Annotated in this window: 12 protein-coding genes; 3 read left to right on the forward strand and 9 right to left on the reverse strand. The window is 70.2% G+C overall.

Annotated features, from left to right (window positions below; translation table 11 throughout):
* From V5F74_RS20390 to V5F74_RS20420, 7 genes are all read right to left on the reverse strand, one after another.
* Complete coding sequence (locus tag V5F74_RS20390; RefSeq protein WP_394009845.1) at positions 1-2,172, reverse strand: exonuclease domain-containing protein; 2,172 nt, start codon at positions 2,170-2,172, stop codon at positions 1-3.
* Entirely contained in the window at positions 2,169-2,612 is a 444-nt protein-coding gene (locus V5F74_RS20395; protein WP_374254764.1) for a response regulator transcription factor, read from the reverse strand. The genes V5F74_RS20390 and V5F74_RS20395 overlap by 4 nt, the downstream gene beginning before the upstream one ends.
* Before the next feature lie 12 nt (positions 2,613-2,624).
* On the reverse strand, positions 2,625-5,411 hold the full coding sequence (locus tag V5F74_RS20400) for an ATP-binding protein (protein ID WP_394009846.1): 2,787 nt from the start codon (positions 5,409-5,411) through the stop codon (positions 2,625-2,627).
* 9 nt (positions 5,412-5,420) lie between these two features.
* A complete protein-coding gene (locus V5F74_RS20405; RefSeq protein WP_394009847.1) occupies positions 5,421-5,702 on the reverse strand; it encodes a hypothetical protein in 282 nt (93 codons plus the stop codon).
* Complete coding sequence (locus V5F74_RS20410; protein WP_394009848.1) at positions 5,699-7,108, reverse strand: putative nucleotidyltransferase substrate binding domain-containing protein; 1,410 nt, start codon at positions 7,106-7,108, stop codon at positions 5,699-5,701. The genes V5F74_RS20405 and V5F74_RS20410 overlap by 4 nt, the downstream gene beginning before the upstream one ends.
* Before the next feature lie 217 nt (positions 7,109-7,325).
* Positions 7,326-9,074, reverse strand: coding sequence for a cation acetate symporter (locus V5F74_RS20415; RefSeq protein WP_394009849.1), 1,749 nt, complete (start codon positions 9,072-9,074; stop codon positions 7,326-7,328).
* Entirely contained in the window at positions 9,071-9,379 is a 309-nt protein-coding gene (locus tag V5F74_RS20420; RefSeq protein WP_024277041.1) for a DUF485 domain-containing protein, read from the reverse strand. Before V5F74_RS20420 ends, V5F74_RS20415 begins: the two co-directional genes overlap by 4 nt.
* Before the next feature lie 440 nt (positions 9,380-9,819).
* Between V5F74_RS20420 and V5F74_RS20425 the strand changes: the two genes are divergently transcribed.
* The 3 genes from V5F74_RS20425 to ppa all read left to right on the forward strand — a co-directional run bounded on the left by V5F74_RS20425 (position 9,820) and on the right by ppa (position 12,013).
* Positions 9,820-10,704, forward strand: coding sequence for an aldose 1-epimerase family protein (locus tag V5F74_RS20425; RefSeq protein WP_394009850.1), 885 nt, complete (start codon positions 9,820-9,822; stop codon positions 10,702-10,704).
* A 136-nt stretch (positions 10,705-10,840) separates the two neighbouring features.
* The gene (locus tag V5F74_RS20430; protein WP_029556674.1) at positions 10,841-11,350 is read left to right on the forward strand and encodes a GNAT family N-acetyltransferase; all 510 of its coding nucleotides are present in this window, start codon (positions 10,841-10,843) and stop codon (positions 11,348-11,350) included.
* Between the two features lie 120 nt (positions 11,351-11,470).
* Complete coding sequence (gene ppa / locus V5F74_RS20435; RefSeq protein ID WP_029556675.1) at positions 11,471-12,013, forward strand: inorganic diphosphatase; 543 nt, start codon at positions 11,471-11,473, stop codon at positions 12,011-12,013.
* A 361-nt stretch (positions 12,014-12,374) separates the two neighbouring features.
* Here ppa and V5F74_RS20440 read toward each other — a convergent pair whose 3' ends face one another.
* Together V5F74_RS20440 and V5F74_RS20445 are read right to left on the reverse strand one after the other, a co-directional pair.
* Positions 12,375-15,050 (reverse strand): molybdopterin-dependent oxidoreductase, encoded by a 2,676-nt coding sequence (locus V5F74_RS20440; RefSeq protein ID WP_394009851.1) that lies wholly within the window; start codon positions 15,048-15,050, stop codon positions 12,375-12,377.
* Positions 15,051-15,086: 36 nt separating this feature from the next.
* Complete coding sequence (locus V5F74_RS20445) at positions 15,087-16,706, reverse strand: sulfite reductase subunit alpha (protein ID WP_394009852.1); 1,620 nt, start codon at positions 16,704-16,706, stop codon at positions 15,087-15,089.
* Between the last annotated feature and the right edge of the window lie 27 nt (positions 16,707-16,733).

Consider the following 16,733-nt stretch of genomic DNA (forward strand, 5'->3'; position numbering starts at 1 on the left):
TCAGTACTTCAGCTTCGCGTAATAGGACGTCGCCGCCGCCGCCCGTGCCTCGCCCAATGTGCGGATGCCGCGCGCGCGGAGCAGGGGCAGCAGTTTCAGGAAGATGTCCGCCGTCACGAGCGCATCGCCCAAGGCCGTGTGGCGGCCGGAGACGGTGACGCCGAGGCGGCCGGCGATGGCTTCCATGCTGTGGCTCTCCTCGCCGGGATGGGCGAGGCCGGCGAGAAGCAGCGTGTCCAGCACCGGCTGGTCGAAGGCGACGCCGCTCGCCTGCTCCTTCAGCGTCAGGAAGCGCATGTCGAAGGCCACGTTGTGCCCCACCAGCACCGTCTCCGCCGCGAAAGCGTGGAAGGCGGGCAGCACCCGCGCGATGGACGGCTTGCCCCGCACCATCTCGGGGCGGATGCCGTGCACCGCGATGCCGGCCTCGGGGATGGAACGGCCGGGGTCCACCAACTGGTCGAAGCATTCGCTGGAGAGGATGCGTCCGTTGACGATGCGGGTGGCGCCGATCTGGAGGATCTCGTCGCCGCCGGCCGGGTCGAGGCCGGTGGTCTCGGTGTCGAACACCGTATAGGCGAGGTCGCTCAGAAGGCGGTCGTCGCTGGCGTGGCTGCCGGCGCTGGCGGCGAACAGGTCGAAATCGAAATAGGCCGGTCGGCTCTCCGCCGGGGCCGCCGCCTCGGCATGGCCTTCCGAAGCCGCCGGCAGCAGGAAGCGGAAGCAGGCGCCGGACCCGGAGCGGGCGCGCTCCAGCCAGAGTTCCCCGCCGTGGCGCTCCACCACGTCGCGGACGCACAGTTGCGAGGCTCCCATGGGCGCGCCCGGCCAGCCGGCGCCGCCCGCCGCCGCATGGGCATCGGCGAAGGCGAGATCGAGATGGACCCGCCCGCCGGCCCGCGCGAGGCGCAGCGCGAAGGCGGGATCGGCCCCGCCCTCGGCCTCCGCCACGCGGGCGGCGAGAAAGGCGAGGGCGCCGATGAGGGCGAAGCTGTCCACGCTCAGCCAGATGTCGGCATCCACCGCATCGGTCGCGACGGAATGGCCGGTGTCGGCGGCGATGCGGCGGGCGGCGGCGGCCGCAAGGTCGGCGCCCAGCATGTCCTGCAGGGGCCAGCGGGCGCCGGTGTCGCTCGTGGCCTCGGCGGCGAGCGACAGGCGGGTGCCGAGGCCCGTCACCTCGTCGCGCACCACCGCCTGGAAGCGCTCGCGGTCGGGCGCGTCGAGGTCGGGATAGTCCAGCATGTCGAGGGCCGCCTGCATGGCGGCGAGCGAGGCGCGGGCGGATTCGTTGAGGTCGATGAGGGTGCGGTCCTGCCGGGCGCGGGCCTCGTATTCGTCGGTGATGTCGTCGAGCAGCAGCACGAACCCCGTCACCGCGCCCCCCGCCTCGGCCCGCACGGGGGCGAGCAGCACCCGCACCAGATGGCCGAGCGGCGTGGTGGTGACGAAGCGGGCGGAGGGCCGAGCTTCGCCCCGGCCCATCAGCCGCTCCACGGTCTCGCGCGCATGGTCCATCAGCGCGCGGTCGATGACGGTGTGGATGGAGCGGCCGAGGCCGATGGGATCGGCGCCGACGCCTTCCCCAGTTCCACCCGCGGCGCTGCCCGGCGCGCGGAACAGGCGGCGGAAGAGGGTGCGGGCGCGGGCATTGTAGAGGAGGATGCGGCCTTCGAGGTTCAGCACCACCACCGACTGCTCCAGCTCAGCCATCAGGGCGGCGAGCTGGTCGCGCTGGAAGGCGACGTCGCGGCTGGCCTCGGCGACGAGCCGGGCCATGTCGTCCTGAAGCGCGCGGCGCTGGCCGGCGAGGTCGTTCACCACCTCCGCCAGCGCCTTCAGGCCGGCCGGGCCGGTGGCGGGAACGTGAGGCGCGGCAGGATCGCCCGCCAGCACCCGCGCCGCATCGGCGAGGCGCCCGGGCGCTTCCGCATGGGCCACATAGAACCGCCGCGCCAGCAGACCGGCCCCGGCGGAGAACAGCACCCACCACAGCACCAGAACCATGCCATGGCTCTCGGCCACCGGGGCGAGGGTGCCGACAAGCGCGGTGCGCGCGGCGCCATCCAGCGCCATCAGCAGGAAGCCGGCGCCCAGCACCAGCCACAGAGCGAGGGCGAGCCCCGGCAGTAGCATGGCCAGAACGGCGCCCGTCCCCCGCGGCAACTTCATGCAGGCAGGCTCCCGGCGGGCGGCTCGGCCAGCATGTCCTTCACCTTCTGCATCAGCTCGCGGGTGGAGAAGGGTTTGGTGACATAGGCGTCCGCCCCCGCGCCGACGCCGCGGGCCATGTCGGTCTCGCGGCCCTTGGCGGTGAGCATGACGATGCGGGTCGCGCGCACCTCGGCGTCCGCCCGCACCGCCTCGCACACGTCGAAGCCACTCATGCCGGGCATGGTGGCGTCCAGCAGCACGAGGTGCGGATGCTCGCGGCGGATGGTCTCCAGCGCCTCGCGGCCGTCGCGCGCCACCAGCACGGCGAAGCCCTCGCGCTTCATCATGAACTCCAGCGAGATGACGATGTTGGGCTCGTCATCGGCAATGAGCACCTTGGCCCCTTGCGGGCAGGGCGCGGGATGGGCGCCCGGCTCCATGGCGATCTCCCTGTCCATGGCGTTTCCTCCTCATGTGGTCTCTTCGGCTTCTGCCGAAATTGTTAGTGTCGGGGCGTTCGCCCCTTGGGACCGGAGCGGCAGCCGGAAGGCGAAGCATGCGCCTTTCCCCTCCCGTTGATCCAGCCAGATCTTTCCGCCGAAATGATCCACGATCCGGCGGCTGATCGGAAGCCCGAGCCCGGTGCCGGGCGGGCGGTTCAGGGCGTCGCCGCCCTGGCGGAACTTCTCGAAGATGGTGTCGCGGTCGGCGGGCGGTACGCCGGGGCCGTTGTCTTCCACCTGCACCTCCAGCCCGCCGGCGTCGGCGGACAGCCGCACGTCGATGCGCCCGCCTTGCGCCGGCACGAATTTCGCGGCGTTGGAGATGAGGTTCAGCATCACCTGCGTGAGGCGGTCGGGATCGGCTTTCACGGTCGGCACCGAGGCGGGGGCGGTGAGCACGATCTCGGCCCCCTTGGTGCGGGCGAGTTCGGCCGTCGCCTTCACCGCGTCGGCGACGAGGGCCCTGAGGTCCACATCCGTGCTGTGCCACTCAGCATGGCCCGATTCGATCTTGGCCATGTCCAGCACCTGGTTGACCAGCCGCCCCAGCCGCTCGCTCTCCCCCACGATGATGCGCAGGAAGTCCTGCCGCTGGTCGCCCTCCATGTCCGGCGTGTCGAGCATGAGTTCGGACAAGGCGCGGATGGCGGTGAGCGGGGTGCGCAACTCGTGGGTCACGGACGACATGAAGTCGTCCTTCAGCTCGTCCAGCGTGCGCAACTGGGCATTGGCGGCGGAGAGTTCGGCGGAGGCGATCTCCAGCGAGCGGGATTTCTCCTCCAGCGCGCGGGCATAGACGCGCAGTTGCGAGGCCTCGTTGAGGATGTCCATCACGTCGCCGGCACCCAGCGGCTCCTCGTCCGCCACCGCCGCCACCAGCACGCGGGCGGAGGCCGAGCCCACCACGCCGGCGATGCGGCGTTCCACGAGGTCCACGAGACGGGCGTCGGCGGTGAGGTCCGCCACGTCGCCGGTGCCGCGCTCGCGGGCGTGGTCTTCGAAGATCTGGCGGGCGGTGTCCGCGCCCAGCAGGCGCCGGGCGAGGGCTTCGAGATCGGCCCGGTGCGCCCGTCCGCGCCAGAAGACGGGATCGGCGGCGCTGCGGCCACGGGCGAACACATCCACGAACAGCAGCGCCTGGCTCGCCTCCCGCCCGGACGGCGCACGCCAGAGCGAGAGCCCCACATAGAGCACGCCGTTGACGAAGAGGCTCCAGAACAATGCGTGGGAGAGGTTGTCGAGGCCGGAGAGGCCGAACAGCCGCTCCGGCGCCAGAGCGGCGATGCCGAATGGGCCGTGGGTGAGGAAGGCGCCGTCCATCCAGCCGGATTTCGCCACCGAGGGCAGCATGAGCGTATAGGCCCACACCGCGAAGCCGCCGAGCAGCCCGCCCAAGGCACCGAGGCGCGTGCCGCCGCGCCAGTACATGCCGCCAAGCAGCGCCGGGGCGAACTGCGCCACCGCCGCGAAGCTGATGAGGCCGATGGAGACCAGCGCATAGGCCTCCCCCGCCACCCCGAAATAGAGATAGCCGAGCAGCAGCACGCCGAGGATGGCGGCGCGGCGGATGTTGAGGAGGAGGCGGGTGAGGTCGCCCCCGTCGGCGCGGATGAGCTTGAGGCGCAGCAGCGCCGGCATCACCAGGTCGTTGCAGACCATGGTGGAGACGGCGATGGTCTCGACGATGAGCATCCCCGTCGCCGCCGAGAGACCGCCCACATAGGCAATGAGCGCCAGCCCGCCCGCTCCGTGCGCCAGCGGCAAAGTGAGGACGAAGGTCTCCGGGTCCGCACCCTTGCCCAGCAGCACCAGGCCGCCAAGCGCCAGGGGCAGGACGAAGATGTTGATGGCGAGGAGATAGGCCGGGAATAGCCAGGCGGCGCGTTTCAGGTGCCGCTCGTCCACGCACTCCACCACCATCATCTGGAACTGGCGTGGCAGCAGCAGGACGGAGAGGCCGGAGAGCAAAGTGAGGCTGAACCATTGCGCCCAGGCGAAGTTTCCTGCGCTCGAAAGCGTGAGCAGCCCCTTCACCCCCGGCAGCGCCGAGGCGCGCGCCCACACATCGGCGAAGCCGCCGAACAGGCCATAGGTGACGAAGGCGCCCACCGCGAGGAAGGCCACGAGCTTCACCAGCGATTCCGCCGCCACCGCCGCCACCATGCCCTCGTGCCGCTCGGCGCTGTCGAGGTGGCGGGTGCCGAACAATATGGTGAAGAGCGCGAGGGCGAGCGCCACGAGCAGCGTCCCGTCCTGCCACCAGCTCGGCGCCGCCGTCTGCGCGCCGGTGGCGGTGAGCACCGTGTAGCCGGCTGAGACGGCCTTCAGTTGCAGCGCGATGTAGGGGACGATGCCGACCACGGTAATCAGCGTCACCACCGCCGCCACCAGCGGGCTCTTGCCATAGCGGGAGGCGATGAAGTCGGCGATGGAGGTGATGCGGTAAGTCTGGGCGATGCGGATCATCTTGCGCACCACCACCCAGGCCACCAGCATCACCAGCGTGGGGCCGAGATAGATGGGCAGGAACCACACGCCCGTGGTCGCCGCGCGGCCGACGCTGCCGAAATAGGTCCAGGCGGTGCAATAGACCGCCAGCGACAGGCCGTAGACCCACGCATTGCCGATGAGCGAGCGGCCCTCCCGCGCGCGCCGATCCGCGAAGGCGGCGATGGCGAACAGCGCCGCCAGATAGAGCGCGGCGACGCCGATGACGAGGGCCGGGGAGAGGGCGGGTGAGAGCAAGGGTGACATGGCGCCGCCTCAGTGCTCGTCCGGCTCGGCCGGGAGAAGGGGGGAGGCCGCCCCATGCCCGCGCCGCTCGCTCGCAAACGCCAAAGCCGCGATCAGCGCGCCCCAGATGGCGAACAGCGCCACCGGCAGCAGCGGCAGGCCGAAGACGGTCGCCTCCGTGTCCCACACCGCCAAGAGCGGGAAATTGAAGGCGAGCACGCCCAGCGCCGCCAGCGCGATGAGCCCCTGCCGGTCCGGCCCGCGCCCTCCCGGCGGCTCGGGGGAGTCTTCGGAACCTCGGCCGGGGCTCATAGGGCGTCGAACCGGTAGTGGCGGGAGAGCCATTGCTTGAAGCCGCGCACGATGGCGAGGGCCTCCTTCAGCGCCTGCCGGTCCAGCGTGCCGAGATCGGCGAGGCGCAGCGCATTGCCGGGGGCGCGGCCCTCGGCGATCTGCCGGAGGTTGCTGGCGAGCTTCATGCCCATGAACAGGCGCAGCGCATCGGTGAGGTCGCGGGCGAAGCCCTCGTCCATGTGCCCGGCCGCCACCAGCGCGGCGAGCCGGTCGGCGGTGCCGAGGGCGGTGATGCGGTGCTCCAGCGCCAGCGCCCGCACGCCGTGGACGAGGGGGAAGATGCCGAGCTTCTTCAGGTCCACCTCGGCCGCGCCGCGCCCGGTGAGGCCGGGCAGGCGGCTCCACCAGCTTCCGCTCTCGCCGAAGCGTTCCACCGCCTGGGCGAAGCGGGCGAAATAGCCGTGGTCGCCCATCATCAGGAAGTCCACATGCGCCCGCGCCGCCGCGAGCAGGGAGGCGTCGCCCGCCACCGCCACGGCATCGAGGAAGATGGCGAGATTCATGGGCCCGTCTTGCGCCCCGCCGTGGATCCAGTCCTTCAGCGTCTCCTTGAAGGCGGAGAGCGGCTGGCACCAGGTGGGCCGGCTGAGCATGACGCCGCCGGGGCAGGGGGGATAGCCGAAATCGATCAGCGCCGCGGTGAAGCGCGCGGTGATGTCGTCGAGGCCAGCGAAGGCGAAGCCGTCGGCGAGGAGCAGGCCGTTGTCCTGGTCGGTCTTGATGATCTGCTCGCCGCGCCCCTCGCTGCCCATGATGACGAGGCAGGACTTGGCGCGCAGCTCTTCCGGCGCCAGCAGCTCCCACAGGCGGCGGAACACCTGCCGGTTGAGTTCGCCCACCAGCGCCGCGATCACCTCCACCCGCACCCCGTCGGCGCTGAGCACGGCGACCATGCTGTCGATCTGGCGGGCGGCGGCCTTCAGCTCGTCGAGGCTGCCCGCGTGGGCGGCCTCAAGGGCGATCAGATGGGAATGGTTGGCGACGAAGGCCATCAGGTCGAGCTGGCCGAGCACGCCGAGGATGCCGTCCTCGCCCGTCGCCCGTCCGCCACCCTCGCGCACGAGCAGGCGGTGGATGCGGTGGCGCAGCATGAGGATCAGCGCCTCGAACAGCTCGGCATCGGGGGAGATGCACCAGGGCTCGAAGGTCGCGACCTCGCGCACCGAGAGGGCTGCGGGGGGCGTGTCGCGGGTGAGCGCGTCGCGCAGGTCGGTGGTGGTGAAGATGCCGATGCGGCCGGCGTCGCGCACCACGGCTTCGCTGAGGCGGCGGGCGGAGAGGTCGCGGCAGAGGGAGACGAGGTCGGTCGCCCCGTCCACGAAGAAGGGCTTGCGCAGATAGACGTCGCGCACCCGCGAGGTCATGAGCGAGACCAGCTCGCGCCGGTCCCGTTCTGACGGCGAGGCCCGCCCGGGGGCGGGCGGGCCGGACGCTGCGGGGGCGTCCTCGGGACCGTGGGGGGCTGTGCCCCGGGCCGTGGCGGCCCGGGGTTCATCCTCCCGGCGGTCCCCGTTCGGGGGGCCGGTCATGTGGTCCGGCCGTGGCATGGCGTCAGCCTAGCATGGAGCGACTGACGAAGGGTCAGTGCCCCGACGCCTCCGCCGCACCGATGCCCGTCTCGGAACGCACTTCCTGCGCCGGGAAGCCGGCCCGGTCGATCTTCGCCCGCTGGCTGTTGTCGAGGATCGAGAACAGCCAGATGCCGACGAAGCCGAGCGTCATGGAGAACAGCGCCGGCGAGGTGTAGGGGAACGGCGCGGAGCCGGCCGGGTTGCCGAGGGTGGCTTCCCACACCGAGGGCGAGAGCACGGTCAGCACCACCGAGGACAGGAGCCCCAGGAAGCCGCCGATGACGGCGCCCTTGGTGGTGCAGTCCTTCCATAGCACCGACATGAACAGCACCGGGAAGTTGGCCGAGGCGGCAACCGCGAAGGCCAGCGACACCATGAAGGCGATGTTCTGCTTCTCGAAGGCGATGCCGAGCAGCACCGCGAGGATGCCGAGGCAGACCGTGGTGATGCGGGAGACCTTCAGCTCCGAGGCGCTGTCGGCCTTGCCCTTCTTGATGACCGTCGAATACAGGTCGTGCGACACCGCCGAGGCGCCCGAGAGCGTGAGGCCGGCCACCACCGCGAGGATGGTCGCGAACGCCACCGCCGAGATGAAGCCGAGGAACACGTTGCCGCCGACCGCATGGGCGAGGTGCACCGCCGCCATGTTGGCGCCGCCGATGAGCCCGCCGCCGGGACCGGTGAGGAACTCCGGATTGGTGAGCACGAAGGTGATGGCGCCGAAGCCGATGATGAAGGTCAGGAGGTAGAAGTAGCCGATCCAGGCGGTGGCCCACATCACCGACTTGCGGGCTTCCTTCGCGCTCGGAACCGTGAAGAAGCGCATCAGGATATGTGGCAGGCCGGCAGTGCCGAACATGAGCGCCATGCCGAAGGAGATGGCCGAGATCGGGTCCTTGATGAAGTTGCCCGGTCCCATGATGGACTGGCCGGCCGCGGCCGCCGCCTGGGGCGTGGTGCCGGGCTTGGCGGCGGCGATGTTGGTCTTCACCTCGACCGCGGCGGCGAACAGCTTCTCGGGCGAGAAGCCGTAGCGCCACATCACCATGACCGCCATGAAGGTGGCGCCGCCGAGCAGCAGGCAGGCCTTGATGATCTGCACCCAGGTGGTGGCCGTCATGCCGCCGAACAGCACGTAGACCATCATCAGCGCGCCGACGATCAGCACGGCGATCCAGTAGTCGAGGCCGAACAGCAGCTTGATGAGCTGGCCGGCGCCCACCATCTGGGCGATGAGGTAGAACGCCACCACGACCAGGGTGCCGGAGGCGGCGAACACGCGCACCGGGGTCTGGGCGAAGCGGAAGGCGGCGACGTCGGCGAAGGTGAACTTGCCGAGGTTCCGGAGGCGCTCGGCCATCAAGAAGGTCAGGATCGGCCAGCCGACGAGGAAGCCGATGGAGTAGATGAGGCCGTCATAGCCGGAGCTCATCACCGCGGCGGATATGCCGAGGAAGGAGGCGGCCGACATGTAGTCGCCGGCGATGGCGAGGCCGTTCTGGAAGCCGGTGATGCCGCCGCCCGCGGTGTAGAAGTCGGCGGCCGACTTGGTCTTCGCGGCCGCCAACTTGGTGATGTAGAGCGTGCCCAGCACGAACACCACGAACATGGTGATCGCGGTCCAGTTGGTGGCCTGCTTGTCGGCCTGCCCGAGATCGCCGCCGGCGGCGAGCGCCAGGGTGGGGGCGAGGACGAGCGCGGCCGCGGCGCCGATGGCGAACGCGCGGCGGGCGAACGAGGTCGGGAGCGTCGCGTTCACTTGAGCGCCTCCTGCTTGATCTTCTCGGAGAGCGCGTCGAACTCGCCGTTGGCGCGGCGGACGTAGATGGCGGTGATGAGGATGGTGAACACGATCACGCCGAAGCCGATCGGAATGCCCCAGGTCATCACGCCGTCACCCATGCGTGCGGCCAAAAGGTCCTTGCGGAAGGCGATGAGCAGGATGAAGCCGTAATACACGACCAGCATCGCCAGGGTGAGACTCCACCCGAAGCGCGAACGGCGCGATTTCAGCGCCTGGTAATTGGGATCGGCCGCAATGCGTGCGGCCACGGAATTGTCCATGGGTCGCCCTCCCTGAAAGCCCGCGGTACCCGTGGGCCCCGGTTGTTATCTTCGTGATCGACCTTGGCCTCGACCGGCCTCGTCACCCTGCACTCTGTACCAGAGGCGACGCCGCGCGCTAGTTGAGGAAACCCCGTACTTTCGGCCATACGCCGAATGTATTGTGCAGTGCGCTGCCTGCTTCTGTGGAGTGCGCGGGAATCGATGATCTGTAAATGTTTGGAGTGGCTTTTTGACGCTTTATTACGTGGCGCGGCGGGCGTTTTTCCGACTTGGAAACCCACTTGTTGCAGAAGCCTTGCTGTCTAATACTTTCGGGTGAGGGATACCGCGCGTGCGCCTTTGGTTGTAGGTCTGACGTTGGGGAGGGCTGCGCCAGCCCGTGCTCCTGCTTCGCTCGGGTGCTACAGCTGGCGCAGGGAAGAAACCGGGGGGACACCATGGGCAGGACCGTATCGCTGCGCTCGGACGCGCTGTCGGCGGAGATTTCCACGCTGGGCGCCGAACTACGGGCGCTGGCCGACGCCGAGGGCCGCGCCTTGCTGTGGCACGGTGATCCGGCCTTCTGGACCGGCCGGGCGCCGCTGCTCTTCCCCATCGTCGGCGAGCTGCCGGACCTCACCCTCGTGCATGAGGGCAAGGGCCACCCCATGCGCCGGCATGGCTTCGCGCGCTTCTCCGAGTTCGAGGTGGTGGAAGAGGCGCCGGACCGGGCCACCTTCCGCCTTCTCCCCAGCGCGGCGACGCGGGCCGAATACCCGTTCGATTTCGCGCTGGAGGTCACTTTTGCGCTCGAAGGCGCGACGCTCGCCATGGAGGCGGTGGTGACGAATCCCGGCCCTGGCGTGCTGCCGGCGAGCTTCGGCTACCACCCCGCCTTCCTCTGGCCGCTGCCCTATGGCGGCACGCGCGCCGAGCACCGGGTGATTTTCGAGCATCCCGAGCCCGCGCCCATCCACCGCCCCGTCAACGGCCTGCTCTCCCGCGCCAGCGAGCCGAGCCCCGCCGCCGAGGGGGTGCTGGCTCCGGATGACGCCATGTTCGAGCGCGATGCGCTGATCTTCCTCGGGCTCAATTCGCACCGGCTCCAGTATGGGGTGCCGGGCCGGCCGGGGCTGGACATCACCTTTCCCGGCATGCCGGACCTCGGCATCTGGACCAAGCCCGGCGCGCCGTACCTCTGCATCGAGCCATGGTCCGGCTATGCGACGCCGGAGGGCGATACCCGCCCGTTCGTGGAGAAGCCGGGCCTTCTCCACATCCCCGCGGGCGAGGAACGCCGCTTTGTGATGACCGTGCGCCTCATCCCCGAGGTTGCGGCCTGATACCTCTTAAGTGCCTATGCCGCCGCGCGGTTTCGGCGCGCGTGCGGCGAGGCTCAAGGCGTCGTCCCCCGCCGGTTGTGGCTGTCCTGCGTCATGCCCCTTGATGGAAGGCGCCGGGTTTGCTTCCATCACGGGTATGACGACCGGCCTGATCGAGATCCGCAGGGCCAAGCCCGCCGACGCCAAGGCGATCGCGGCGGTCCATGACGACGCGTGGCGGACAGCCTATCGCGGCATCATCCCCGGCATCGAGCTGGAGCGCATGGTGGAGCGGCGCGGTCCGCGCTGGTGGGATGCCGCCATCCGCAGAGGCAGCCGCCTGTCCGTCCTGCTCGTGGGCGAGGACATCGCCGGCTACGTGAATTACGGCGGCAACCGCGCCAAGGCGCTGCCCTATGGCGGCGAGATTTACGAAATCTACCTCCACCCGCAATATCAGGGCCTCGGCTTCGGCCAGCGCCTGTTCGCGGCCGCCCGGCGCGATCTCGCCATCGCCCGGCTTGGTGGTCTCGTGGTGTGGGCGCTCGCGGAAAACGAAAGCGCCGTGGGCTTCTATCAGGCGTTGGGGGGGCAACCGGTCGCATCCTCGACCGAGCAGTTCGGTTCGAAAACGCTGGACAAGACCGCCTTCGCTTGGCAGCGGTAGCGCCCGGACGGGCACCCGCCCGTCGGGTCCGAAGCGCCTGCGCAGCCTTGCGTGGCGCCGATTCGACTTTGGTCGGAGCGGACCCGAAGTCCCGCAGCCAGTGTCAAGAGCGAGCATCCCATGCGCATCGACGCGATCCCGATCGGCAAGAACCCGCCCCACGACGTGAACGTGCTGATCGAAGTCCCGATCGGCGGGGAGCCGATCAAGTACGAGATGGACAAGGCCGCGGGCACCCTCTTCGTGGATCGCTTCCTCTATACCGCCATGCGGTATCCCGGAAACTACGGCTTCATCCCGCACACCCTCTCCGGCGACGGCGACCCCTGCGACGTGCTGGTGGCCAACACCCGCGCCATCGTGGCCGGCGCGATCATCTCGGTGCGCCCCGTCGGCGTGCTGCTGATGGAGGACGAGGCCGGCATGGATGAGAAGATCATCGCCGTGCCCTCCTCCAAGCTCACCAAGCGCTACGACAAGGTGCAGAACTACAACGACCTGCCCGAGATCACCCTCAAGCAGATCGAGCACTTCTTCGAGCACTACAAGGATCTGGAGCCCAACAAGTGGGTGAAGATCGTCGGCTGGCGCGACGCCGCCGAGGCGCACAAGCTGATCCTCGAAGGCATCGAGCGCGCCAAGGCCGAAGGCAAGGAAGGCTGAGGTCTTCCGCCTCCCTTTAGGCCGTTGACCTGTCGCCCTCCGGCTTGACCGAAGGGCCGTTCCCCGGACAAGCGCATCGATGCGCGCGGTGCGGGAATGCGCGTCTAAATCCGTCATTCGGCGTCATGCCCGGGCTTGTCCCGGGCATCCACGTCGATCCGCCTGAGACGGCTGGTGAATTTCATTCCCAGCCTCGCCACGTGGATGGCCGGAGCCCGCATGTTTGCGGGTTCCGTTCTCCAAGGCGGAAGTCGGCAGCAGCCGACTTCCGGGTCAAGCCCGGCCATGACGGTGGTGTAGGATCGATGGGGCTTGCGACAGCCCGGACGCAACCGATCTCGCAACGCCTCCGGCCCTCAATTCACGCCGGCGCCGTCGCCTCCAGAATCAGCTTGCGGATTTCCGGCAGGCAGGAGCCGCAATTGGTGCCGGCCTTGAGCCGCGCGCCCACCGCCGCCGCATCGGCGGCGCCGTCCCGGATGGCGGCGAGGATGGTGTCCTTCGGCACCCCGAAGCAGGCACACACCAGCGGCCCGCAGGCGGCATTCGCGCCCGCCCGGCGGCCGGAAAGCACGAGGCGCCGGTCGGCGGCCGAGACCTCGGACGCCAGCAGCCCCTTCAGCGCATCCCACGCCACGCGCTGGCCGGCGGCGCCGATGAACACCGCGAAGTCGAGCCTCCCGTCCGCATCGAAGGCGGCGGCGCGGTAGAGGCCGGAGGGCGTATCGCTCAGCTCGGCGACGTCCGCCGGGCCTTCCGCCTTCACCCATTGCGCCCAGTCCTCAGGCCCCATGCGGCCGGCGATGCGCCAGCCATAGCCGCCCTCCAGCGCCGCGCGCGCCCACCACACGCCCTCCGGCAGCGCCATGCGCCGGCGCGCCAGCACGAAGCCCTCGAACGGCGCCGCATGGGGCGCCAGCGCAGCCGGCGTCGCCTTGGAATCGGGCTGGCCGGAGATGGGGTCCGTCACCGCATGCACCAGCGCGCCGACGCGTCCGTCGGAGGAATTGGCGTGGCTCCAGTGGATGGGCGCGAACAGCGTGCCGGGTCTTTGGCCGGCGTCCACCACCACCTCCAGCACCGCGCGGCCGTGGGCGCTCGTCACCTCCGCCAGCATGCCCGTGGCGAGCCCCAGCGGCGCGGCATCGTCCGGATGAACCGCGACGAACGGCGCCGGAATGTGCGCGCCGAGGCGGGGCGCGAGGCCGGTGCGGGTCATGGTGTGCCACTGGTCGCGGATGCGGCCGGTGTTGAGCAGGAAGGGGAAATCGTTCTCGGCCGAAACCGCCACCACGGGGCGCGGGGCGACGAAGCGGGCGCGCCGGTCGGGCGTGAAATAGCCGCCGTCCGCGAACAGGCGCGCGGTGCCCTCCGCCCGGCCGGTGGGGACGGGCCATTGCACCGGCGCGATATCCTCGTAGGCCGCTTCGGTGAGGCCGGCGAAGGCGGAGATGTCGAAATCCCGCGCGCCGTCATTCTCGAAGCCGGAGAGGGCGGCATGCTCGCGGAAGATGTCCGCCGGCCCGCGCCACGCGAAGGCCGCGCCGAAGCCGAGGCGCTGCGCAACGCCCTTGAGCGCCCACCAGTCGGGCTGCACCTCGCCGGGGCGGGGCAGGAAGGGGCGCTGGCGGGAGATGCGGCGCTCGGAATTGGTAACGGTGCCATCCTTCTCGCCCCAGGCGGCGGCGGGCAGCATCACATGCGGGCGGCATCCGGCGGTGTCGTTGGCGACCACGTTCTCGGAGAGGACGAACAGCTCCAGCCCTTCCAGCGCCGTGCGCACGGCGTCGGCCTTTGGCAGGCTCACGGCGGGGTTGGTGCCCATCACCCACAGGGCCTTGATCTCGCCCCGGCCGATGGCGGCGAACATGTCCACCGCCTTCAGCCCCTCGTGCTCCGCCATGTGCGGCGCGCCCCAGAAGCGGCGCACCCGGTCCACCTCGGCGGGGGAAAAGCCCATGTGGGCGGCGAGCTGGTTGGCGAGCCCGCCCACCTCGCGCCCGCCCATGGCATTGGGCTGGCCGGTGAGGGAGAACGGCCCCATGCCCTCCCGCCCGATGCGGCCGGTGGCGAGGTGGCAGTTGAGGATGGCGTTCACCTTGTCGGTGCCCACCGCCGACTGGTTCACCCCCTGCGAGTAGCAGGTGACGGTGCGCTGCGTTTCGGTGAACAAAGCGAAGAAGCGTTCCACGTCCGCCACCGCCAGCCCGCAGGCGCGGGCGGTGGTTGCGGCATCGGGCGCCACGGCGCGGGCGGCTTCCAAGGCTTCGCCAAAGCCTGTCGTGTGCGCCTCCACATAAGCGGCATCGAAGGCCGGGCTCTGCGCCAGATGCACCAGCAGGCCGGAGAACAGCAGCGCATCCGTGCCATGGGCGAGGGGCAGGAACAGGTCCGCCTCCGCCCCGGTGTCGGTGCGGCGCGGGTCGATGACGACAAGCTTCGTGCCCCGCGCCTTGCGCGCGGCCTCCATGCGGCGGAACAGAACGGGATGGCACCACGCGGTGTTGGAGCCGGTGAGGACGATGAGGTCGGCCCCATCCAGATCCTCATAGCTGCCCGGCACCGTGTCCGAGCCGAAGCCGCGCTTGTGGCCGGCGACGGAGGAGGACATGCACAGGCGCGAATTGGTGTCCACGTTCGCCGTGCCGAGGAAGCCCTTGGCCAGCTTGTTGGCGGCGTAATAATCCTCGGTCAGCAGCTGGCCGGAGAGATAGAAGGCCACCGCCTGCGGCCCGTGCCGGTCGATGATGGCGGAGAGGTCTCCCGCGATGCGGTCCAGCGCCTCGTCCCAGCTCGCGCGGGCGAGCACGCCGTCCGCCCCGCGCACCAGCGGGTGGAGCAGGCGGGTGCCGAGCCCCAGCGTCTCCCCCAGCGCCGCGCCCTTGGAGCACAGGCGGCCGAGATTGGCCGGGTGGTCATGATCGCCCTCCACCAGCGCGCCGCCCAGCCCGTCCGGCGTCGCCTTCACGCCGCAGCCGACGCCGCAGTAGGGGCAGGTGGTCTTCACCGAAGGGGGCGAGGTGAGGGGGGCGTTCATGCCGGTCCTGCCTGAGGCGTGGCCATCATTTCTAGCTCAGTACACGTCGGCCTGATAGCGCCCGGCGGTCTTGAGATCGGCGACGAATTTCGCCGCCGCCTCCGCCGAAAGCCCGCCATGGGTGGCGGCCACATCCGCGACGGCCTGCTCCACGTCCTTCGCCATGCGCCTGGCATCGCCGCAGACGTAGAAATGCGCGCCGTCCTTCAGCCAGCCCCACAGCTCCGCGCCGGCCTCGCGGATGCGATCCTGCACATAGACCTTGCGGTCGCCGTCGCGGGACCAGGCGGTGTCGAGGCGGGTGAGGCAGCCGGCGGCCTGAAGGCCGGACAACTCGTCCTCGTAGAAGAAATCCGTCTCGCGGCGCTGGTGGCCGAAGAACAGCCAGTTGCGGCCCGGGGCCCTGGTCGCCAGCCGTTCGTGCAGGAAGGAGCGGAAGGGCGCGATGCCGGTGCCGGGGCCGACCATGATGATGTCCTTCGCCAGATCCTGCGGCAAAGCGAAGCCGTGGGCCTTCTGGATATAGGCCTTCATCCGCGTGCCCGGCGCGAGGCGGTCGCCGAGGAAGGTGGAGGCGACGCCGAGCCGGGTGCGGCCTTCCAGATCATAGCGCACCGCATCCACCGTCAGCGTGAGCCGGCCGGGGGTGGCGACGGGGCTGGAGGAGATGGAATAGAGGCGCGGCTGCAGCGGCTCCAGGCACTCGATGAGGGCTTCCGGGTCGGGGCGGATGCCGGGGAATTTCGTGAGCGCCGCCAGCACGTCGAGGGTGGCGGCGTCGCCGTCCGGGTCCTCGCCATTGGCGAGCGCGCGGGCCTTCGCCTTGCGCTCGCCGCCGACGAGATAGGAGATGAGGGTGAAGAGCGCGTCCGGCGCCGATTTCAGGCACACCTCGCGGGCCAGCACCTCGGCGAGCGTATGGCCGGCGATGGGGAAGTCCGCGGGGGCGTGCAGCGCCTCCAGCACGGCGGCGACGAGGCCGGGATCGTTCACCGGGAAGACGCCGAAGCTGTCGCCGGCGGCATAGTCGATGCCGGAGCCGGCGAGGTCGAACTCCACATGCCACGTCTCCTTCTCCGAGCCCGCCTTGTTGAGGCGGGTGCGGGAGAGGAAGGTGACTTCGCCGGGATTCTCGCGGGTGCCGGTGGCGGCGGCTGCGGGGGCGAGCGCAGGGGCGGGGGCCTCGGCGACCGGCGCGGCCTCGGCCGGAGCCGAAGTTTCCGCCGCGAGCTGCTTCAGCATCCGCAGCGTCTCCTTGCCGCCGGGGGCGCAGAGGTTGAGCTTTGATTCCGCGCCGCTCGCCAGCGCCTTGGCGTAGGTCTCGCAGACATAGCCGCACTGGCCGCAATCCTGCTGCGCCATGGCCGCCATCATGCGCCGGGGCAGGGCCTTGCCCTCGGCCAGCGCCATGCGCTCGGGAAGCGGCATGGAGGGGTCGTGCCAGGGTGCGCCGTCATCTTCTTCCGCAGGCGCGGGAGCGGAGATATCAGGCATCAGCGCCGCCGCGTCGCCGGCCGAGAGGGCCATGGGCGCGGGCGCCGTCTCGGTGGAGAGGATGGCGGCAAAAAAGCCGTTCAGCCACGCCCGCTGCTCCGCGGAGAAGGGCGCGCTGTCGGGCAGGACCGGGACGATGGGGGGACGGGACTGGAGGCTCATGGGCGTGTCTCGAATGGAGTGTGCGCG

The sequence above is a fragment of the Xanthobacter aminoxidans genome, from assembly GCF_043193615.1.
GTDB classification, from domain to species: domain Bacteria; phylum Pseudomonadota; class Alphaproteobacteria; order Rhizobiales; family Xanthobacteraceae; genus Xanthobacter; species Xanthobacter aminoxidans.